This window comes from Acidovorax sp., from assembly GCF_016783915.1.
GTDB lineage: Bacteria > Pseudomonadota > Gammaproteobacteria > Burkholderiales > Burkholderiaceae_C > Acidovorax.
Window position 1 is genome coordinate 1 of sequence record NZ_JADHVT010000108.1, and the last position, 16,807, is coordinate 16,807.

The window sequence follows — 16,807 nt, forward strand, 5'->3', positions numbered from 1 at the left end:
CCCAAGCGCCGGGGCATGACCCGCGTGCCCGAGCTGATGGCTGCGGGCCTCACCGTCGCGTTCGGCCATGACTGCGTGCTGGACCCCTGGTACAGCGGCGGCAGCGCCGACATGCTGGAGGCCGCGCACATGGGCCTGCATGTGGGCCAGATGACCAGCCAGGCCGCGATGCGGCAGTGTTTTGATGCAGTGACGGTGAATCCCGCCAAGCTGCTGGGGCTGGAGGGCTACGGCATCGAGCCGGGCGCGTATGCCGACTTTGTGCTGCTGCACGCGCGCAATCCGGTGGAAGCCATCCGCCTGCGCGCAGCGCGCCTGGGCGTGTGGCGGCGCGGCAGGCTGCTGGCCAGCAGCCCGGCACCCGTGGCGCAACTGCACCTGCCGGGGCGGCCCGACAACGTGAATTTCACGTCAAATTAGCCTCTCACGCTTATGTATAAAGCGCAAACAGCTACACATTCAATAGCATTTCAAGCGTTCACGCCATGCGCGCAATCGTCTTGCGAAACCGTGCCAGCGCCAGGCTGAACAGCACCGCCCCAATCCCCAGCAGCCACACCAGCGACGGCCACACCACCGCCCAGCCCGCGCCGCGGTAGAGGATGGCCTGGGCCAGCTCGGTGAAGTGCGTGGTGGGCGCCAGGGCCATCCCGTACTGCACCCACAGCGGCATGCTCTCGCGCGGGGTGACGCCGCCGGACAGCATCTGCAGCGGCATCATCACCAGCACCATCAGCAGCCCAAACTGCGGCATGCTGCGCGCCACTGTGGCCATGAAAATGCCCATGGACGTGGTGGCAAACAGGTGCAGCGTGGCGCCCAGCAAGAACAGCGGCACCGAGCCCTCGATGGGCACGCCAATCGCCCAGCGGATCACCGCCGTGAGCGACCCCCAGGTAGCGACCAGCACCACCAGCGCCATGGCCCAGACCTTGGCCAGCATGATCTCGCCCGGGGTGACAGGCATCACCAGCAGATGCTCCACCGTGCCATGCTCGCGCTCGCGGATCAGCGCGGCGCCGGTGAGGATGATGGAGAGCATGGTCACGATGTTGATCAGCTCCATGAGCGAGCCGAACCACGCGGGGTTCAGCGCCGGATTGAAGCGCGAGCGCACAGTCAGCTCGATGGGTTGCGCGGCCACGGTGCGGTCGCGCTGCACAAACTCGGCCACCTCCAACTGCACAATCTGCTGCACCGCCCCATTGGCCGCAAACGCCTGCCCCATGCGCGTGGCGTCGATGTTGAGCTGCACCTGTGGCACCCGGCCCGCCAGCACGTCGCGCTGGAAATGGGTGGGAATGTGCAGCACCAGCGTGAAGCGGCCTGCGTCCAGCCCCGGGTCTACCTCGCGCATGCTGATCATGGCGGGGCGCGTGAACTGGGGCGCGTAGAACGCGGTGGCGATGCGCTGGGACAGTGCCGAATCGTCCTCGTCCACGATGGCGATCGGCACGTGGTGCAGCGTCTCGGGCTGCGCCATGCCCGCCGAGTACACCGCCAGCGTGGTGGTGTAGACGATGAGGAACAGCATGGCCGGGTCGCGCCACAGGCTCCACAGCTCCTTGATGCCCAACCGAAAGATGTTGGACCAGCGGCCACGCAGCGCCATGTCAGGTCTCCTGCTTTTTGAGGAGCGCAATGGCGGTGCCGATGATGACGGGCACGGCCACCAGCATGGGCCAGAACTCGGCCTGCAGGTCTTGCAGGCCCAGCGCCTTGTTGAACACGCCCCGGCTGATGGTGAACATGTGGCTGGCCGGGTAGGCCTCTCCGAACCAGCGCGCAAAGCCCGTCATGGACGACACGGGGTTGATGAGCCCCGCAAACTGCACGGCGGGAATGATGGTGCCCACCATGGCAAAGAACATCGCCGCAATCTGGCTGCGCGTGACGGTGGAGGCCAGCAGGCCCATGCCCGTGGAACACAGGCTGAACAGCACGGCGGCCAATGTCAACGTGGCAAAACTTCCCGTCATCGGCACGCCAAACACCGTCACCGCCGCCAGGCACATCAGGCCAAAGTTGAACAGCGCCAGCAGCACATAGGGCAGCTGCTTGCCCAGCATGAATTCGGTGCGCGTGGTGGGCGTGACATACAGGTTGATGATGGAGCCCAGCTCCTTATCGCGCACCACGGCCAGGGCGGTGAGCATGGCGGGCAGCATCAGCAGCAGCAGCGGGATCACAGCAGGCACCATGGACGGCAGGCTGCGAACGTCGGGGTTGTAGCGGTAGCGCGGCTCCACCTCCAGAAGGCCCCGGGGCACCACGCCCGTGCGGCTGCGGCTTTGCTCCACCAGCCACTGCTGGTGCAGGCCCTTGGCGTAGCCGATGACGGTTTCGGCGCGCTGGGGCATGGCCCCATCCACCCACGCGCCGATCTGCACGGGCTGGCCGCGCGCCACATCGCGTGCAAAGCCGGGTGGGATCTCCAGCGCCAGCGATATCTCGGCGGAGCGCATGCGCGCGTCCAGCTCGGCGTAGGTGGCAATCGGCGGCTGCTCCGTGAAGTAGCGCGAGCCCGCCAGGTTCAGCGTGTAGGCCCGGCTCAGCGCGGTCTGGTCGCGGTCCAGCACGGCAAAGCGCAGGTTCTCCACGTCCATGCTGATGCCGTAGCCCATCACGAACATCAAAATCAGCGAGCCCAGGAGTGCCATGGCGCCACGCACCGGGTCGCGGCGCAGCTCCAGCGCTTCGCGCCACTGGGTGCTGTGGATGCGGGCCAGGCTGTGGCGCAGGCGGGTGGGCCAGGCGGGGGCGTTGGGAGTGGGCGCCGGGGATAGCGCAGTGGGGGTCGAAGCCGCCACGGACACAGGAGCCGGGGCCGTGCCCGCAGCATCTTCCAGATAGCCGATGAAGGCTTCTTCCAGCGTGGCGGCGCCGCGCTTGGCCACGATGTCCTGCGGCGCAGCGCTTTCCAACACGCGCCCTGCGTGCATCAGCGAGATGCGGTCGCAGCGCTCGGCCTCGTTCATGAAGTGGGTGGAGATGAAGATGGTAACCTTGTCGCGCCGTGCCAGCTCCACCATCAGGCGCCAGAAGTTGTCGCGTGCCATGGGGTCCACGCCCGAGGTGGGCTCATCCAGGATCAGTAGCTCGGGCTGGTGCACCATGGCCACGGCCAGCGACAGGCGCTGGCGCATGCCCAGCGGCAGCTTCATGGGCAGTGCGCTGCGGGCGGCCTGCAGGTCAAACCGCTCCAGCATGGCCGTCACGCGCGCGGGCACCTCGGCCTCGGGCACGTGGAACAGCCGGGCGTGCAGCACCAGGTTCTGCTCCACCGACAGCTCGCTGTACAGCGAAAACGCCTGCGACATGTAGCCCACGCGGCGGCGCGTGGCCATGTCCTTGGGGTCCACCGGCTGGCCAAACAGCCAGGCCTGCCCGTCGCTGGCGGGCAGCAGGCCGGTGAGCATCTTCATGGTGGTGGACTTGCCGCAGCCATTGCTGCCCAGGAAACCAAAAATCTCGCCCCGCTGGATGCGAAAGCTCACATGGTCCACCGCCACAAAATCGCCAAAGCGCATGGTGAGGTCGCGCGCCTCGATGGCGACATTGGTGAGGTCGTCTGCCTGCGACCGGTCCAGCGGCGGAATCTGCACCGCCTGGTGGCCCCGGCGCTTGGCCTCGGGCAGCAGGGCCACAAAGGCCTGCTCCAGCGAATCATGGCCGGTGCGGGCCATCAGCTCGGCAGGCGTACCCGTGGCCAGAATGCGCCCTTCGTCCATGGCCACCAGCCATTCAAAACGCTGGGCCTCTTCCATGTAGGCCGTGGCCACGATGACGCTCATGCCCGGCCGGGCGGCGCGGATGCGGCCAATCAGGTCCCAGAACTGCGCGCGCGCCAACGGGTCCACGCCGGTGGTGGGCTCGTCCAGAATGAGCAGGTCCGGGTCGTGGATGAGCGCGCAGCACAGGGCCAGCTTCTGCTTCATTCCGCCCGAAAGCTTGCCCGCAGGCCGCGCGAGAAACGGGTACAGCCCCGTGCTGCGCGTGAGTTCGTCAATGCGGCGGCGCCGCTCGGCCGCGTCATGCCCGAACAGGCGGCCAAAGAACTGCAGGTTCTCTTCCACCGACAGCGTGGGGTACAGGTTCTTGCCCAGCCCTTGAGGCATGTAGGCGATGCGGGGGCACACGCGGCTGCGGTGGCGGCTTTTGACCATATCGCCACCCAGCACCTCCACCGTGCCCTGCCGTACCGCCCGCGCGCCCGCCACCAGGGCCAGCAGGCTGGACTTGCCCACGCCGTCCGGCCCGATCAGGCCCACCATGCGGCCTGCGGCCACGTCCAAATCAATGTCTGCGAGCGCCACCGTGCGCCCGTAGCGCTGTCCCACGCCACGCAGGCGGGCCACGGGTGCCAAACTGTCAGAGGGGTTCACTGACCGGCCTTGACGGCGAGTTCTGCCGGCCACTCCACCGCTGGGTCCACCCGCAGCCAGGCCACGCCGGGCAGGCCGGTCTTGACCTGCTCCTGGTGGCGCAGCAGCAGCGCCTTTTCGATCTGCGCGCGCACGCGGAACATGAGCTTTTGGCGCTCGCTGGCGGTCTCCACCGTCTTGGGCGTGAACTGCGCGGTGCTGGCCACAAAGGACACGGTGGCCGGGATCACAAAGCCCGGTACGGCATCGAGCACGATACGCACCTCGCTGCCCAGCGCCACGCGGCCCGCCACGGTCTCGGGCAAAAAGAAGGTCATGTACACGTCGCTCAGGTCCACCAGCTGCAGCACGCGCGCGCCCGCGCCCACCACCTCGCCGGGCTGCACCACGCGAAACTGCACGCGGCCGTCGCGAGGCGCCTTGAGCTCGCTGTCGGCCAGCTCCACATCGATGCGGGCCAGCGTGGCCTGGAGCGCGCGCACGTTGGCCTCGGCGCTGGTCACCTGCATACGCGATGCGCCAATGCCCGCCTGTGCGGCCTTGGCCTGGGCCTTTGCAGCGGTCACAGCGGCTTGCTGGCTGCGCACCTTGGCACGGTCATCATCGAGCAACTGGCTGGAGAAAAAGCCTTCGCGCGCCAGCTGCTCAGAGCGCGGCAGGCGGCGGCGAGCGGTGTCGAGGTCGCTCTCGCGCTGGGCCACCACGGCCAGCGCGGCCTGGTAGTCGCTCTCGCGCTGGGCCACCTGCACCTGCGCGCTGCTGATGGCCAGCTGTGCCTGCTGCAGCCGGGCCACGGCTTCTTCGCGCTGGGCCTGCAAGCTGTCGATCTGCATGCGGGCCAGGGGTTGGCCGGCTTTCGCGAAGTCTCCTTCGTCCACCAGGATGTCCACCACCCTGCCCGCGAGCTTGGTGGCCACGGCGATCTCGGTGGCCTCGATGCGGCCGTTGCCGCTCACAAAACCGGGGCCTGGCCCCTTGGGCTGCCAAGGCGCCCACCGCACTACCAGCACGGCTCCCAGCAACAACAGCACTGCTGCTACCACGAAAATTCTCCACTTGCTGCCCATGGCTCTGATCCTCTTTGGTGTGGAGGCGGGAGCACATTCCAAGTCACGCAAGCGAAGCCGCCTCCCATCCAAAAAGCATCGTACGCGCAGCGCCCCCATCGGCTCTGTGCGGCAAGCCACCTCACTTGACTTGCATCAATTCGCTTGCGATTGCCCACGGCATCGCCAGGCGGCGCGAGGCCCTTCCTGCAGATTCAAAGGGGCGCAGCGTCAGCCCAGAGCGCGCCCATCAAAGGCTGACAGATGGTTGGCCAGGTGCATGGCATGCGCTTGCTCGTACTGGGCCTGGCTCAAGGCGCCGTAGGCGAAGTGGGGATGCAGTGCCCCAGTGTGGAATGCAAAATCCTGTACCGCCTGGCGCAAGCGGGCCATGGCGACAGAGGCATCCGTGGCCTGCGCATCCAGCGAAGGCGCACCCGGAATAGGCTCCGCCAGGTTGTGGCTCATGCGGCCACGCAGGGCAAACACCTTGAAAGCCGCTGCCCCCAGCGTGCTCTGAAACAGCGCAGATTGGGGCGACGGAAAGCCTCTCAGCGAATACTCAATGCTCTGTGCGCAATGCGCCAGCGTCTGTGCCCAGGTCCAGGCCGTAGCAGGCTCCAGCGCATGGACAGATGCGGCATTCAGCCGCTCGGCCTCGCGCATCGCATCGTGCAAAGTGGCGAACACCAACTGCCTGTCGTTACTCGGCTGGTGCAGAAAATACCCGGCAGCACCAGCCGCTGCGAGCACCACCCCCGTGCCGATGGCCAGAAACGCCCTCCGGTCGGGCGCTGCACGCGGCGCAGAGGGCGAGGGGTGCGTGGCTGCGAGGGTAGCGGCTTTGGGTGCGCCAGGAGTGGGTGGAACTGCCATGGGGTTGTCTGCCCGCATCACCGGGGGTGGTGTGAAAGCGTTGATTGTGCCGGGCAGCGCCTGCCTTGTGCCCCCTGCAGCCATCGCCAGGGTCGGGCAGCCGACACAGCCCGCCATGGCGCAGGGCTGCAAGGCCTGGGCGCCTTACTGGCGCTCCGCCGCTCCTAGGCTGCCAGGGTGGTTGGTGCGGCGGGCACGGGGGTTGCAGTAACGGGGACCAAGGGCGCTGCTGGGGCCACCGTCATCTCCACCCGGTTGCGCCCCCGCTCCTTGGCCAAGTACATGGCCTCGTCCGCACGCTGCAAGGCCGTACCCGCCGACTCGCTGCCCGCGCACAGGGTGACACCAACACTCACCGTGAGCGCAATGCTGCGCTGCTCGGTCACCACAGGGTGGGCCTCCACCATGGCGCGCAGGCGCTCGGCCACCGCAATGGCGCCACCGGCCCCTGCATTGGGCAAGAAGATTGCGAACTCCTCCCCGCCCAGGCGGCCCATCACATCTTCCTTGCGCAGGCAGCGCTGGGCCAGCATCACAAAATGGCGCAGCACATCGTCGCCCGCGCGGTGGCCCCAGCTGTCATTGACCTTCTTGAAGTGGTCCAGGTCCATCACCAGCACGGGCAACGTCGTCTGCGTGCGCTGGGCGTTGCTGATGGCCTTGTCCAACAAGGTCAGAAACGCGCGGCGGTTGAACACATTGGTCAGCGGGTCCACCTCGGCGAGGTGGCGCAGTTCGTTGGTGATGAACTCATTGGTCAGCATCAACGCGCCAAACGCCACCAGCACCACCGCGAGAGTGGACTCCAGAACCACAAACTGCGACAGCGCAGCCACTATGCCCGCCTCGGGCTGCGCCCCTTCGGCGGGTGCGGCCAGCTTGAACAATAAGGGCCGCAGGAGCAAGAAGGCACCGTGCACACCCACCGTGGCCGCAAACAGGTACCGTGCGGGTACCTTGCGAAAACCGCCACGCGCCAGCGTGTGTGCAGCCGCAATGAATATCACCCCTGGCACCAGACCCGTCAGCACGATGCGCACCTGCACGTTAGGCTTCACCAGGGTAAAAAACAAGGCTGTCGCCAGCAGAAGCGCCAAGGCCAGAGCGGCAACACCATGCCCCAGGGGCGCCTTGCCCATGTACTCGCGTGCGCCCAGCAGGCACAGGTATGCAGTCAAAGCAATGGAAGACTGCGCCAGCACGACAGACAATGGCAGCGGCACATGGTCGCGCAGCAACAGGTTGATGCAGAACACAGTGGCGCAGAACAATGCCTGCGCCCAGAGACGAAGTCCCGGAATACGTCTGTTGAAGAGCCACACCGCGGACAAAACGCCAGTGACCAGCGCTGCAAGAATGGCCGCGACGATAAGGAGGGTGGGGCTGTGCACAGAGGGTACGGGCAGGCGATGGAGTGGGGTTCACAACGCGACGCCATCGCTCAACGCCCGGCTGCTATCGCCTGCCGGCTGTGAGGTGACTATCAACGTTAACAATGGTACCCGAGAGCATTGACTGCCCCGCGACGCTTTGCGGGCAGCAATGCAGTGCTTCAGCCGGCGCTTGGAGCCCCTCAGGCCATACCTCCTCGCGTGGCCGTTGGGAGCACCTGTCAACCCACCACGTGGCATTCGCGCCGCAGCAGCGCCAGCGCATCGTGCATCTGGTAGTCGCGGTCGCTGGTCAGCGTGGCCTGGGCGTCTTGCACAAAACCAGACCACAGAGCCAGATAGTCCTGCTGGAAGGCGGCAGCCGCGTGGCTGCGGATGAAGTCAGACGCCAGCTCGGGCTGCAGGCCAGACTTGCGGATCTTGCGCACCAGGCTGGCGGCGGTTTTCTCGGTGAGCAGCGTCTTCTTGGGCGCACCGGCGGCCAGGCACAGGAAGAGCGTCAGCAGCGAGTGCTCATCGTCGTTGCCCCCGGTCGCCTTGGTCCATGTCTTACTGGCAGGCTGTGGAGGCTCATCGTCGTCCTCCAGCACATCCAGGCTGCGGTGAAAGCTGTCCACTTCGGCCAGAGGGTCGTCCAGCAGGAAGTAGCGTGCCCTGAAGGCGCCCATGGGGCGCAGCAGGGTACGCAGCGGCGCAGCGGATTGCAGCAGCTTGGGCAGGTCGGCCAGCACGGTGGCGCATTGGGCTTGCAGCACGTCACGCAGCTCTGCCGGCACGCCGGGGGGCAGGCGCAGCGCCGTCGGCAGGGGTGCCTTCTTTTTGCGCAGTGCAGTCACCAGCTTTTCAAACACCGGGGCGCTGGGCCACTCACTCGCCGCCATGGCCTTGGGGTTCAGCGCCTGCATCAGCAGCCCTGTGCGGACCACGGCCTCGGCGTCGGCCCCGGCGGTTTCCAGCTCGTCGGCGTCCAGGTCGTACTGCGCGGCCAGCCACTCGGCGGCGGCAATGGCCTGGGCGATCTGGCTGCGGCGGGCCAGCTCGGCGCGGTAGTCGGCATGGCTGCGCAGCGACCAGGCAGCCAGCAGTGGGGTTTCGGCATCCGCATAGCCGCCCATGCCGAAGTTGCTGCTCTCGGGCATGGCGATCAGGCGCTTGAGCATGTCCGAGCCGCCTTTGGAGCGCGACAAAAAGGAGTTGTCGCGCAGCGACACCGCCGCCTTGGCCAGATCACCGTCCGTGGTCTCCAGCAGGTACAGGCTGATCAGGTTGACCATGCGGTCCCGCGCCTTCTCCAGTTCTGGGCGCAGAAACTCGCTGCCAAAGTAACGCGCGATCTGCACCATGCCCTTGGGCGCATCGGCATTGATGGCCGCCTGCCGGTCCGCGTCAATCAGGCCGTGCTGCACGCCGTAGACCAGCGCCTTTTCAAAGAAAGGGCGCGCGTCGTGCAGTTGCAGGGCATTGGCAGTAGCGACTGGTGCAGAAATTGAGGAAGGCGTGGGAGGCACGGTCATGTCTGAATCTATCGCGCTTCGCGCTGCTCATGGGCTATGAAACTGGCGCGGCCCATTCCAGGACCGCCGCGCAAGGGCCGCCCCGCCGCGCTGGCGGTGTGCCCGTTCCCGAATGGCACAGCCATTCGAGAGAAGGGGGAAGGCGCGAAGCGCCTCAGGGGGTTGTTCACTAAATTGCAGACTCTTCGTCGGAAGCACGTGCGGCAGGCGTGGCCTTGCCGCGGTCGGTTTCGCTGGTCTCGAACTTGCCATCGTCTTCTTCGGACGTCTCGTCGCCCTCTTCCAGTCCCAGGTCAAACGCGCGGGCCTTGGCGCGCAGCACCAGCAGCATCTCGATGAACAGGTCGCGGCATTCATAGCGCAGCAGCCAGGCCATCTGCATCCAGTCACGGTCGGCCACCTCATCGAGGTCGATGCGCGGCTGCACATAGCCCGAGGCCAGCAGTTCGTCATCGCTCAGCGTGGGGCCGTAGTCTTCGGTCGCATCGAAGGTGCCGGTGCGGGCAAACGCCTCGACGCGGCTCCACTTTTCGGCAAAGTAGTTGGCCAGTGCCTCGGCGCCCCCATCCAGATCGCCAATGGCGGTGAGGAACTCCACCGGGTCGGCATCGTCACGGAACACCACCGCGTTGACCATGTTGCGAAGGTGTGTGTGGGTGAGGTCCTTGTACTGCTTTTCCAGCACCATGGCGCGTGCGAACTGCTCGGGCGTGACCAGCATGTTGACCACCGAGGCCTTGGAGTCGTCGTACTCGCGCATCACGGCCAGGATGTCCTTGGGCGCCAGCTGGTCCAGCACCACCATCAGCGCGTTGTCGCCCTCTGCATCCGCCAGCTCGGCCAGGGCCGATTCAGCGCCCACGATGTCGCCTGCCGCGATGAGGCTGGTGGTTTTGGTGATGAGGGCCAGGTGGGTGTTGCTCATACGAAATTCCTTTTCATTTGTCCATGGCGCCGTGCACGCTGCGCAAGCCGATGAAACTGGCGCGGCAACGGCAAGCGGCCGCCGCGCAAGGGCCTCCCCGCCGCACTGACTGCATCTCCCTCGAAAGGGAAGGCACGAGCCGACTCAGGGGGCTAGTCCTTCCGGTCAAAGCCCACGTCCGCCAGCCAGTTGGAGCTGGCCTCCTCTCGCGTGCGGCTGTTGTGGGGCTCGATGGCGTCGTCTGCGCTCAGCGCATCAAAATCGTCATCGTGCTCGGCGGCGTCTTCGTCATCGCCCTCTGCATCACCGTCGCCATGCGACGCTGCGGCCGGAGCCAAGCGCGCGTGCTGTTGCAGGTATTCCAGGCCGGCGGCTACCGTCAGAAAGCGTGCGCCCTGGGGCTCGCGCAACACGGTCTGGGCCAGACTCATTGCCCAGGGCTCCAACGCTACGGCATGGGTCAGGCTGTGCCAGTCGGGCAGCTCGTTCACCGGCAAGCCCAGCAGATGCTCCAGGGCAGCCGGTTTGGTAAAGCGAAAGCCCCGGTGAAAGACCACGGCCACCATTTCGGGGGCCAGTTCCATCATCTGCACCAAAAACGCCATCTCGTTGCGCTTTTCGGCCAGGCGCTTGCGCAGAACGTCGTTGCCCTCGGAGTCGGACACCAGGTCGTCCAGCTCGGCCTGGTAGGCCGAGCGCAGGTCATAAAAATAAGGAGAAAGTTTCACAGGGCAGAAGGATGAGAAAGAATGCGCGCACTGTAGGCCTGCCAGATCTCCTGGGCGGTCTGCAGCGGGTCGTCCAGCAGGTTGCGGCGGCGGTTGTCGTCATAAGCCTGGCGGGCGTCGTCGTCAGACAGCACCTCGTAGGCTTTTTGCACCTCCGCAAAGCGCTGTGCGGCGTCGGGCGCCGTGTTGCGGTCGGGGTGGTAGAACGAGGCCTTCTGGCGAAAGGCCTTTTTGATGTCCGCCAGCGACGCATTGGCCGCCAGCCCGAGGGCTGCGTAGTGGTCAGCAGTCATGAAACAGTCGGTTCGTCAGTCAAAGCCTGTGGCACGGTCAGCGGCGCCAGCGCGCCCGCATCAGCCACCCAGGCTCACAAACACGTTTTGCACGTCGTCGTTCGAATCGATGGCCGCCAGGAAGTTCTCGACCTCCTCCAGTTGCTCGGCCGTGAGGTTGGCAGGGTTCACCGGGTTCTTGGGCTTGTACCCCAGCTTGGCGGACAGCACCGTGAAGCCGTGGGCGGGCAGCGCACGGCTGACCAGGTCGAGGTCGGTGGGGTCGGTCCAGAAGGTGGTGGTGCCCTCTTCGTCGCCCGCCTCAAAGTCCTGCGCACCGGCTTCGATGGCGGCCAGCTCAGGGTCGGCATCGGGGGTAGCGGGTTCGGCTTCGATCATGCCGACATGGTTGAAGTCCCAGGCCACCGAGCCCGAGGTACCCAGCTGACCCTTGCGGAACAGCACACGCATTTCGGGCGCGGTGCGGTTCACGTTATCGGTCAGGCATTCGACCATCACAGCCACTTGGTGGGGGGCAAAGCCTTCATAGATCACGCGTTCGTAGTTCACCGCGTCGGCGCCGGTGCCGGAGCCCTTCTTGATGGCACGCTCCAGCGTATCCTTGGGCATGGAGGCCTTGCGGGCCTGCTCCACCACCAGGCGCAGGCGTGCATTGCTGGCCGGGTCGGCGCCGCCGCGTGCGGCCACGGTGATTTCCTTGACCAGCTTGCCAAACAGCTTGCCCTTGGCGTCGGCCACCTGTGCCTTGCCTTTTGCTTTCCACTGCGCGCCCATGATGGATCTCTTTTCCTTGGTGTGAATGCGGCGCGCCGGGGCGCCGTGTGTAGTGTGGGAGTTGCTGCGGCCGTGCAGAAGGGCAAAAATGCCCTCGAATAGCCAACCAAAAGGCGGTTGTGCAACTCCAAACCGAACCCTATAGAGTACCACTGACCACCATTGACAGTTTCGTTGCCCTCCCGCCACGCTCTCAACCACCCGAACGCAGCGGTGCAGTTAACCTCGGCGACATGCGCAAAGCCCCTTCCTTCGCCTTCTCCCCGGTGCACTGATGCTCAACACCCTGTGGCTGGGCTTTTTCCTCACGGCGGCGGTGGCAGCCCTGGCCCAATGGCTGGTGGGTGGCAACGCCCAGATTTTTGCGGCCATGGTCGAGGCGCTATTCGCCATGGCAAAGCTGTCGGTCGAGGTGATGGTGCTGCTGTTTGGCACGCTCACGCTGTGGCTGGGCTTTTTGCGGATTGCCGAAAGGGCCGGATTGGTCGATGCCCTGGCCCGCTGGCTGGCCCCGCTGTTCCAGCGCCTGATGCCGGGTGTTCCCCGGGGCCACCCTGCTCTGGGCCTGATGACACTGAACTTTGCCGCCAACGCCCTGGGGCTGGACAACGCAGCGACACCCATGGGCCTGAAGGCCATGAAGGCCCTGCAAGAGCTGAACCCTGAGCCCGATACCGCCACCAACGCGCAGATCCTGTTCTTGGTGCTCAACGCCTCGTCGCTCACGTTGCTGCCGGTCACGATTTTCATGTACCGCATGCAGCAAGGCGCGCCCGATCCCACGCTGGTCTTTTTGCCCATTCTGCTGGCCACATCGGCGTCTACCCTGGTGGGCCTGCTCAGTGTGGCAGTGGTGCAGCGCCTGCCGCTGTGGAGCCCCGTGGTGCTGGCCTACCTGCTGCCCGTGGCGCTGGTGCTGGCGGGCTTCATGGCACTGCTGACCACGCTGAGTGCCGCCGCACTGGCATCCCTGTCCTCGCTGCTGGGCAACCTCACGCTGTTCGCGTTGATCGTGCTGTTTGTGGCTCTGGGCGCGTGGCGCAAGGTACCGGTGTACGAGGCCTTCATCGACGGAGCACGCGAAGGCTTTGACGTGGCCAAGGGCCTGCTGCCCTACCTGGTGGCCATGCTGTGCGCCGTGGGCGTGTTCCGCGCCTCGGGCGCGCTGGGCTATGTGCTGGACGGCATCCGTTGGTGCGTGACCACACTGGGCGCCGACGCCCGGTTTGTGGACGCACTGCCCACCGCCCTGGTCAAGCCGTTTTCAGGCAGCGCGGCGCGCGCCATGCTGATCGAGACCATGCAGACCCAGGGCGTGGACAGCTTTGCCGCCCTGGCCGCCGCCACCATCCAGGGCAGCACCGAGACCACGTTCTACGTGCTGGCCGTGTACTTTGGCGCAGTGGGCATACAGCGCGCGCGCCATGCTGTGGGCTGCGCCTTGCTGGCCGAACTGGCAGGCGTGGTAGCCGCCATCGTGGTGTGCTACCGGTTTTTTGGGTAATTTTGGCTGGTAGCGCTAGTGCAATATGCCCTAACAGCTATCAATTAAGTAGCAACCGGGATATCAACCGCCAGCGGGCCCTGGCGCTGCCACCAGCTCCCATTCGGCCAGCTGCTCGTTGGTGGCAATCAGCCGCCCCACCAGCAGCTTGATGAAGGCCTTGTCAAAACGTGACTGCAGGTCTTCCGACGCCTCGCGCAGCGCGGGGTTGCGCACCTTGAGTACCAGCACCTCGGTCTCGGCCACAGCGGTGGCGGTGCGGATGCGGTTGTCGGGGCGCAGGTAGGTCATCTCGCCCAGAGTCACGCCCGGCCCGAGCGTGCTGAGGTTCCAGCCCTGGCGGCTGACGGCCACCTGGCCTTCGATGAGGATGCAGAACGAGTCGCCCGGCGTGTTCTCGCGCATCAGCACCGTGCCCTGTTCCAGCCGGCGCCAATGCCCCAAGCGCATCAGCTCCCACAGCGCGACGTCGTGAAAGTCGGCAAAAAACGGCAGCGCACGCAGGCGTGCAAAGCGCTCGGCCTCGGTGTCTTGCGACTTCTGGCGGGGCAGGCCCCGGTGCGCCGCCAGCAGCGCCTGGGCAAAGTCGGCCCAGGTGGCAAAGCGGTCGGCGGGCTGCTTGGCCAGCGCACGCAGCAGCACCTCGTCCACATGCGCTGGCAGCGACGCGCGCAACAGGCTGGGCCGCGTAGGCGTCTCGTTGCTGATCTTGTAGAGCGTGGCGAAGTCGGTGTCGCCATCAAACGGGCGGCGGCCGGTGAGCAGCTCGTACACCACCACGGCCAGCGAAAACATGTCGCTGTGGTGGGTGAGGTCCTGCTCGCGCACCTGCTCGGGCGACATGTACGACGGCGACCCCACCAGGCCAGACAGCTGCGTGGCATCGCTGCGCAGCGACAGGGCGGCGCCAAAGTCGGTCAGCTTCACATCGCCGCCACGGGCCAGCATCAGGTTGGCGGGTTTGATGTCGCGGTGCACCAGGCCCTCGCGGTAGGCGTATTCGAGCGCGTTGCAGCACTTGAAGGCAATGTCCAGCACCTGGGGCACGGGCAGCAAGGTGTCGGGCGTTGCAAAGTCGGACAGCGGCTGCCCGTCCACGTATTCGAGCACCAGATAGGGCGGCAGCGCTTCTTCGTCCGCATCCAGCAGGCGCACGATGTTGGGGTGGCGCAGGCGGCCCGACAGCGCTGCCTCGTTGCGCAGCAGCTTGCGGTAGCGCTCGGCCTGCTCGGGCACCTTGAGCAGGTGCGCGTGGGTCTGCTTGATGGCCACCTTGCGGCCCCGGAAGCCGTCGAGCCCCAGGTACACGATACCACTGGCGCCCCGCCCCAGTTCACGCTCGATGCGGTACTTGCCGATGTTGGCGGGCGGTGCAGAGGTGGCAGTGGCCATGGCGGGGCTCCCGGTCAGGGTGGGCAGTTCAGGTGGGGTCAGGCTCCGGCCAGCGCCTGCTCAAAGTCGGCCAACAGGTCTTCCGCCTCTTCCAGACCCACCGACAGGCGGATCATGCTGTCGGCAATGCCCATGGTGGCGCGCACCGCAGGGCCTGCCTCCCAGAAGATGGTGTGCGCCACCGGAATGATCAGCGTGCGCGTGTCGGCCAGCCCCGTAGCCTTGATGGGCAACTGCAGACGATTGCACACAGCCAGGCATTGGTCCGAGTCGCGCAGCTCGAACGACAGCAGCCACGAACCTGCCTTGAGGTGCTTGCGCGCAAAGGCGTGCTGCGGGTGCGAGGGCAGCATGGGGTACAGCACGCGCGAGACGGCCGGATGCGCCTCCAGCCACTGTGCCAACGCCAGGGCGGTGGCACTGGTGCGGTCCATGCGCAGCGACAAAGTCTCCGCGCCCAGGGCCAGCTGGTGGGCGGCGTGGGACGACAGCGTGCCGCCCATGTCGCGCAGGCCCTTCTTTCGGATCTGCTGCAGGCCCCATCCCTTCGCGTCCCCCTTGCGGTAGGCCGCAAAGATGTTGGGGTAGCCCGACCAGTCGTACAGGCCCGTGTCGGTGATGGCGCCTCCCAGCGCATCGCCCTGCCCGCCAATGCTCTTGGTGAGCGAGTTGACCACCAGACCCGCACCCACCGTGGCCGCGCGGAACAGGTAGGGCGACGCCACGGTGTTGTCCACCACGTATAGCACGCCACGCTGCTGGCACAGTGCGCCAATGCCTTCCAGGTCGGGGATCTGCGTGCCGGGGTTGGCAATGGTTTCGACAAACACCATGCGGGTGTTGGGGCGCAGCGCGGCGGCCACGTTGGCCGCGTCGGTCACGTCCACGGTGGTCACTTCGATGCCCAGGTCGGCCAGCGTGCCGAACACGCTATTGGTGTTGCCAAACACAAACTGGCTGGCCACCAGGTGGTCGCCCGCCTTGAGCAGCGTGAGGAACACCGCGCAGATGCCCGCCATGCCGGTGGAGAACACGATGGAGCCGTGCCCGCGCTCCATCTGCGTGATCTTGGCCTCCAGCGCCGCCGTGGTGGGCGTGCCCTGGCGCGCGTAGTTGAAGCCGCCCTTGGCCGTGCCCTGGAAGACAGCGATCAGGTCCTCGACCTTCTCGTAGCCGTACTGCACCGAGGTGTGAATGGGCTTGTGGATGGCCCCCTGCTCGGCGCCACCCAGGCGGTCGGCGTGCACGATCTGGGTGGTGAAACTGTGGTTCTGCGGTGTCGTCATAAAAATCTGCGGCTGCTCTGTTTCAACTGGTCTACGCGAAAGGCAAGACGATAAATACCGGCGCGCCCTTGTCGCCAGCGCACCCGTGGAACTGGCTCTGCCAGGCCACCGGGTGCGTCCTCCTTCGGGGGAAGGCGCGCAGCGCCTCAGGGGGGAGTCATCGTTCCGGTGCGATGTGTTCAGCGTAATCGTACAAGGCGCCCAGAATGTCCTGGGTCCGCTCATCGTCGGCGGTCTCCGAGAGTTCATCGATTTCGGTGAACAGCTGCTCCACCGTGCGCGCCCCGCCCTGCCCGTCGAACAGGCAGGCGGCGCGGTAGGCCTCCCAGCGTTCCTGCTCCTCGGCCGACAGCGTCTGCGGAAAGTTGCGCGCTCGGTAGCGCCACAGCAGCTCGGCCAGGCGCGGGTCGTCAAAGTTTGCACGCGCCTTGGCCAGCTTGTCGCCGCTCAGGGTGCGCAGGTCGTCCAGCAGGCGCCGGTCGTTGTTGCCCACAAAACCGCCGTACAGGTCCTGGTCTACATCCGGCGCGGGCTCTTGCGGGCGGGCAAACACCGCCGGCCAGATGCCGCTCATGTCGGGCAGCGCGCGCGCCACCTCGGCGTGCTGCGCGGCCTGGGCCAGGTCGATGCCCCAGCGCTGGGCCAGCGCGGGCGTGAGCGTGTTCACATTGCCCACCACCATGGGGGATTTGT

14 protein-coding genes and 1 pseudogene are annotated in these 16,807 nt (G+C 66.2%); 2 read left to right on the plus strand and 13 right to left on the minus strand.

Annotation, left to right across the window (positions count from 1 at the left end; translation table 11 throughout):
* Positions 1-420 (plus strand): amidohydrolase family protein (locus ISS20_RS17475; protein WP_291438213.1); only part of this gene is annotated, 420 nt, incomplete at its 5' end.
* A 58-nt stretch (positions 421-478) separates the two neighbouring features.
* Here the strand turns inward: ISS20_RS17475 and ISS20_RS17480 are convergent.
* The 10 genes from ISS20_RS17480 to ISS20_RS17525 all read right to left on the minus strand — a co-directional run bounded on the left by ISS20_RS17480 (position 479) and on the right by ISS20_RS17525 (position 11,932).
* Positions 479-1,612: an ABC transporter permease gene (locus ISS20_RS17480; RefSeq protein WP_291438214.1), complete on the minus strand. Its 1,134-nt coding sequence runs from the start codon at positions 1,610-1,612 to the stop codon at positions 479-481.
* A gap of 1 nt (position 1,613) precedes the next feature.
* A complete protein-coding gene (gene rbbA / locus ISS20_RS17485) occupies positions 1,614-4,385 on the minus strand; it encodes a ribosome-associated ATPase/putative transporter RbbA (RefSeq protein ID WP_291438215.1) in 2,772 nt (923 codons plus the stop codon).
* Entirely contained in the window at positions 4,382-5,452 is a 1,071-nt protein-coding gene (locus ISS20_RS17490; RefSeq protein WP_291438216.1) for an HlyD family efflux transporter periplasmic adaptor subunit, read from the minus strand. Before ISS20_RS17490 ends, rbbA begins: the two co-directional genes overlap by 4 nt.
* Positions 5,453-5,662: 210 nt before the next feature.
* Positions 5,663-6,307, minus strand: a complete 645-nt coding sequence (locus ISS20_RS17495) for a DUF1569 domain-containing protein (protein ID WP_291438217.1) — start codon at positions 6,305-6,307, stop codon at positions 5,663-5,665.
* A 164-nt stretch (positions 6,308-6,471) separates the two neighbouring features.
* A complete protein-coding gene (locus tag ISS20_RS17500; RefSeq protein WP_291438218.1) occupies positions 6,472-7,578 on the minus strand; it encodes a GGDEF domain-containing protein in 1,107 nt (368 codons plus the stop codon).
* Between the two features lie 341 nt (positions 7,579-7,919).
* A complete protein-coding gene (locus tag ISS20_RS17505) occupies positions 7,920-9,212 on the minus strand; it encodes a hypothetical protein (RefSeq protein ID WP_291438219.1) in 1,293 nt (430 codons plus the stop codon).
* A gap of 169 nt (positions 9,213-9,381) precedes the next feature.
* Entirely contained in the window at positions 9,382-10,137 is a 756-nt protein-coding gene (locus ISS20_RS17510) for a hypothetical protein (RefSeq protein WP_291438220.1), read from the minus strand.
* Between the two features lie 152 nt (positions 10,138-10,289).
* The gene (locus ISS20_RS17515; protein WP_291438221.1) at positions 10,290-10,865 is read right to left on the minus strand and encodes a hypothetical protein; all 576 of its coding nucleotides are present in this window, start codon (positions 10,863-10,865) and stop codon (positions 10,290-10,292) included.
* The gene (locus tag ISS20_RS17520) at positions 10,862-11,158 is read right to left on the minus strand and encodes a DnaJ domain-containing protein (RefSeq protein WP_015014301.1); all 297 of its coding nucleotides are present in this window, start codon (positions 11,156-11,158) and stop codon (positions 10,862-10,864) included. Before ISS20_RS17520 ends, ISS20_RS17515 begins: the two co-directional genes overlap by 4 nt.
* Positions 11,159-11,218: 60 nt before the next feature.
* Entirely contained in the window at positions 11,219-11,932 is a 714-nt protein-coding gene (locus tag ISS20_RS17525) for a YebC/PmpR family DNA-binding transcriptional regulator (protein WP_056062254.1), read from the minus strand.
* A gap of 274 nt (positions 11,933-12,206) precedes the next feature.
* Between ISS20_RS17525 and ISS20_RS17530 the strand changes: the two genes are divergently transcribed.
* Positions 12,207-13,436 carry a spore maturation protein gene (locus tag ISS20_RS17530; RefSeq protein WP_291438222.1) on the plus strand — a complete coding sequence of 410 codons (1,230 nt, stop codon included), beginning with the start codon at positions 12,207-12,209 and terminating at the stop codon, positions 13,434-13,436.
* Positions 13,437-13,499: 63 nt separating this feature from the next.
* Here ISS20_RS17530 and ISS20_RS17535 read toward each other — a convergent pair whose 3' ends face one another.
* The 3 genes and pseudogenes from ISS20_RS17535 to sbcB all read right to left on the minus strand — a co-directional run.
* Positions 13,500-14,828 carry a protein kinase gene (locus tag ISS20_RS17535; protein WP_291438223.1) on the minus strand — a complete coding sequence of 443 codons (1,329 nt, stop codon included), beginning with the start codon at positions 14,826-14,828 and terminating at the stop codon, positions 13,500-13,502.
* A gap of 38 nt (positions 14,829-14,866) precedes the next feature.
* Positions 14,867-16,114 carry a cystathionine gamma-synthase family protein gene (locus ISS20_RS17540; protein WP_291438224.1) on the minus strand — a complete coding sequence of 416 codons (1,248 nt, stop codon included), beginning with the start codon at positions 16,112-16,114 and terminating at the stop codon, positions 14,867-14,869.
* A gap of 157 nt (positions 16,115-16,271) precedes the next feature.
* Positions 16,272-16,807: pseudogene (sbcB, locus tag ISS20_RS17545) on the minus strand (exodeoxyribonuclease I); the annotation flags it as partial.

Coding starts and splice junctions, on each gene's coding strand:
- ISS20_RS17480 (WP_291438214.1), bottom strand. CDS start 1,612: ATGGCGCTGCGTGGCCGCTGGTCCAACATCTTTCGGTTGGGCATCAAG.
- ISS20_RS17490 (WP_291438216.1), bottom strand. CDS start 5,452: ATGGGCAGCAAGTGGAGAATTTTCGTGGTAGCAGCAGTGCTGTTGTTG.
- ISS20_RS17495 (WP_291438217.1), bottom strand. CDS start 6,307: ATGGCAGTTCCACCCACTCCTGGCGCACCCAAAGCCGCTACCCTCGCA.
- ISS20_RS17505 (WP_291438219.1), bottom strand. CDS start 9,212: ATGACCGTGCCTCCCACGCCTTCCTCAATTTCTGCACCAGTCGCTACT.
- ISS20_RS17510 (WP_291438220.1), bottom strand. CDS start 10,137: ATGAGCAACACCCACCTGGCCCTCATCACCAAAACCACCAGCCTCATC.
- ISS20_RS17520 (WP_015014301.1), bottom strand. CDS start 11,158: ATGACTGCTGACCACTACGCAGCCCTCGGGCTGGCGGCCAATGCGTCG.
- ISS20_RS17525 (WP_056062254.1), bottom strand. CDS start 11,932: ATGGGCGCGCAGTGGAAAGCAAAAGGCAAGGCACAGGTGGCCGACGCC.
- ISS20_RS17530 (WP_291438222.1), top strand. CDS start 12,207: ATGCTCAACACCCTGTGGCTGGGCTTTTTCCTCACGGCGGCGGTGGCA.
- ISS20_RS17535 (WP_291438223.1), bottom strand. CDS start 14,828: ATGGCCACTGCCACCTCTGCACCGCCCGCCAACATCGGCAAGTACCGC.
- ISS20_RS17540 (WP_291438224.1), bottom strand. CDS start 16,114: ATGACGACACCGCAGAACCACAGTTTCACCACCCAGATCGTGCACGCC.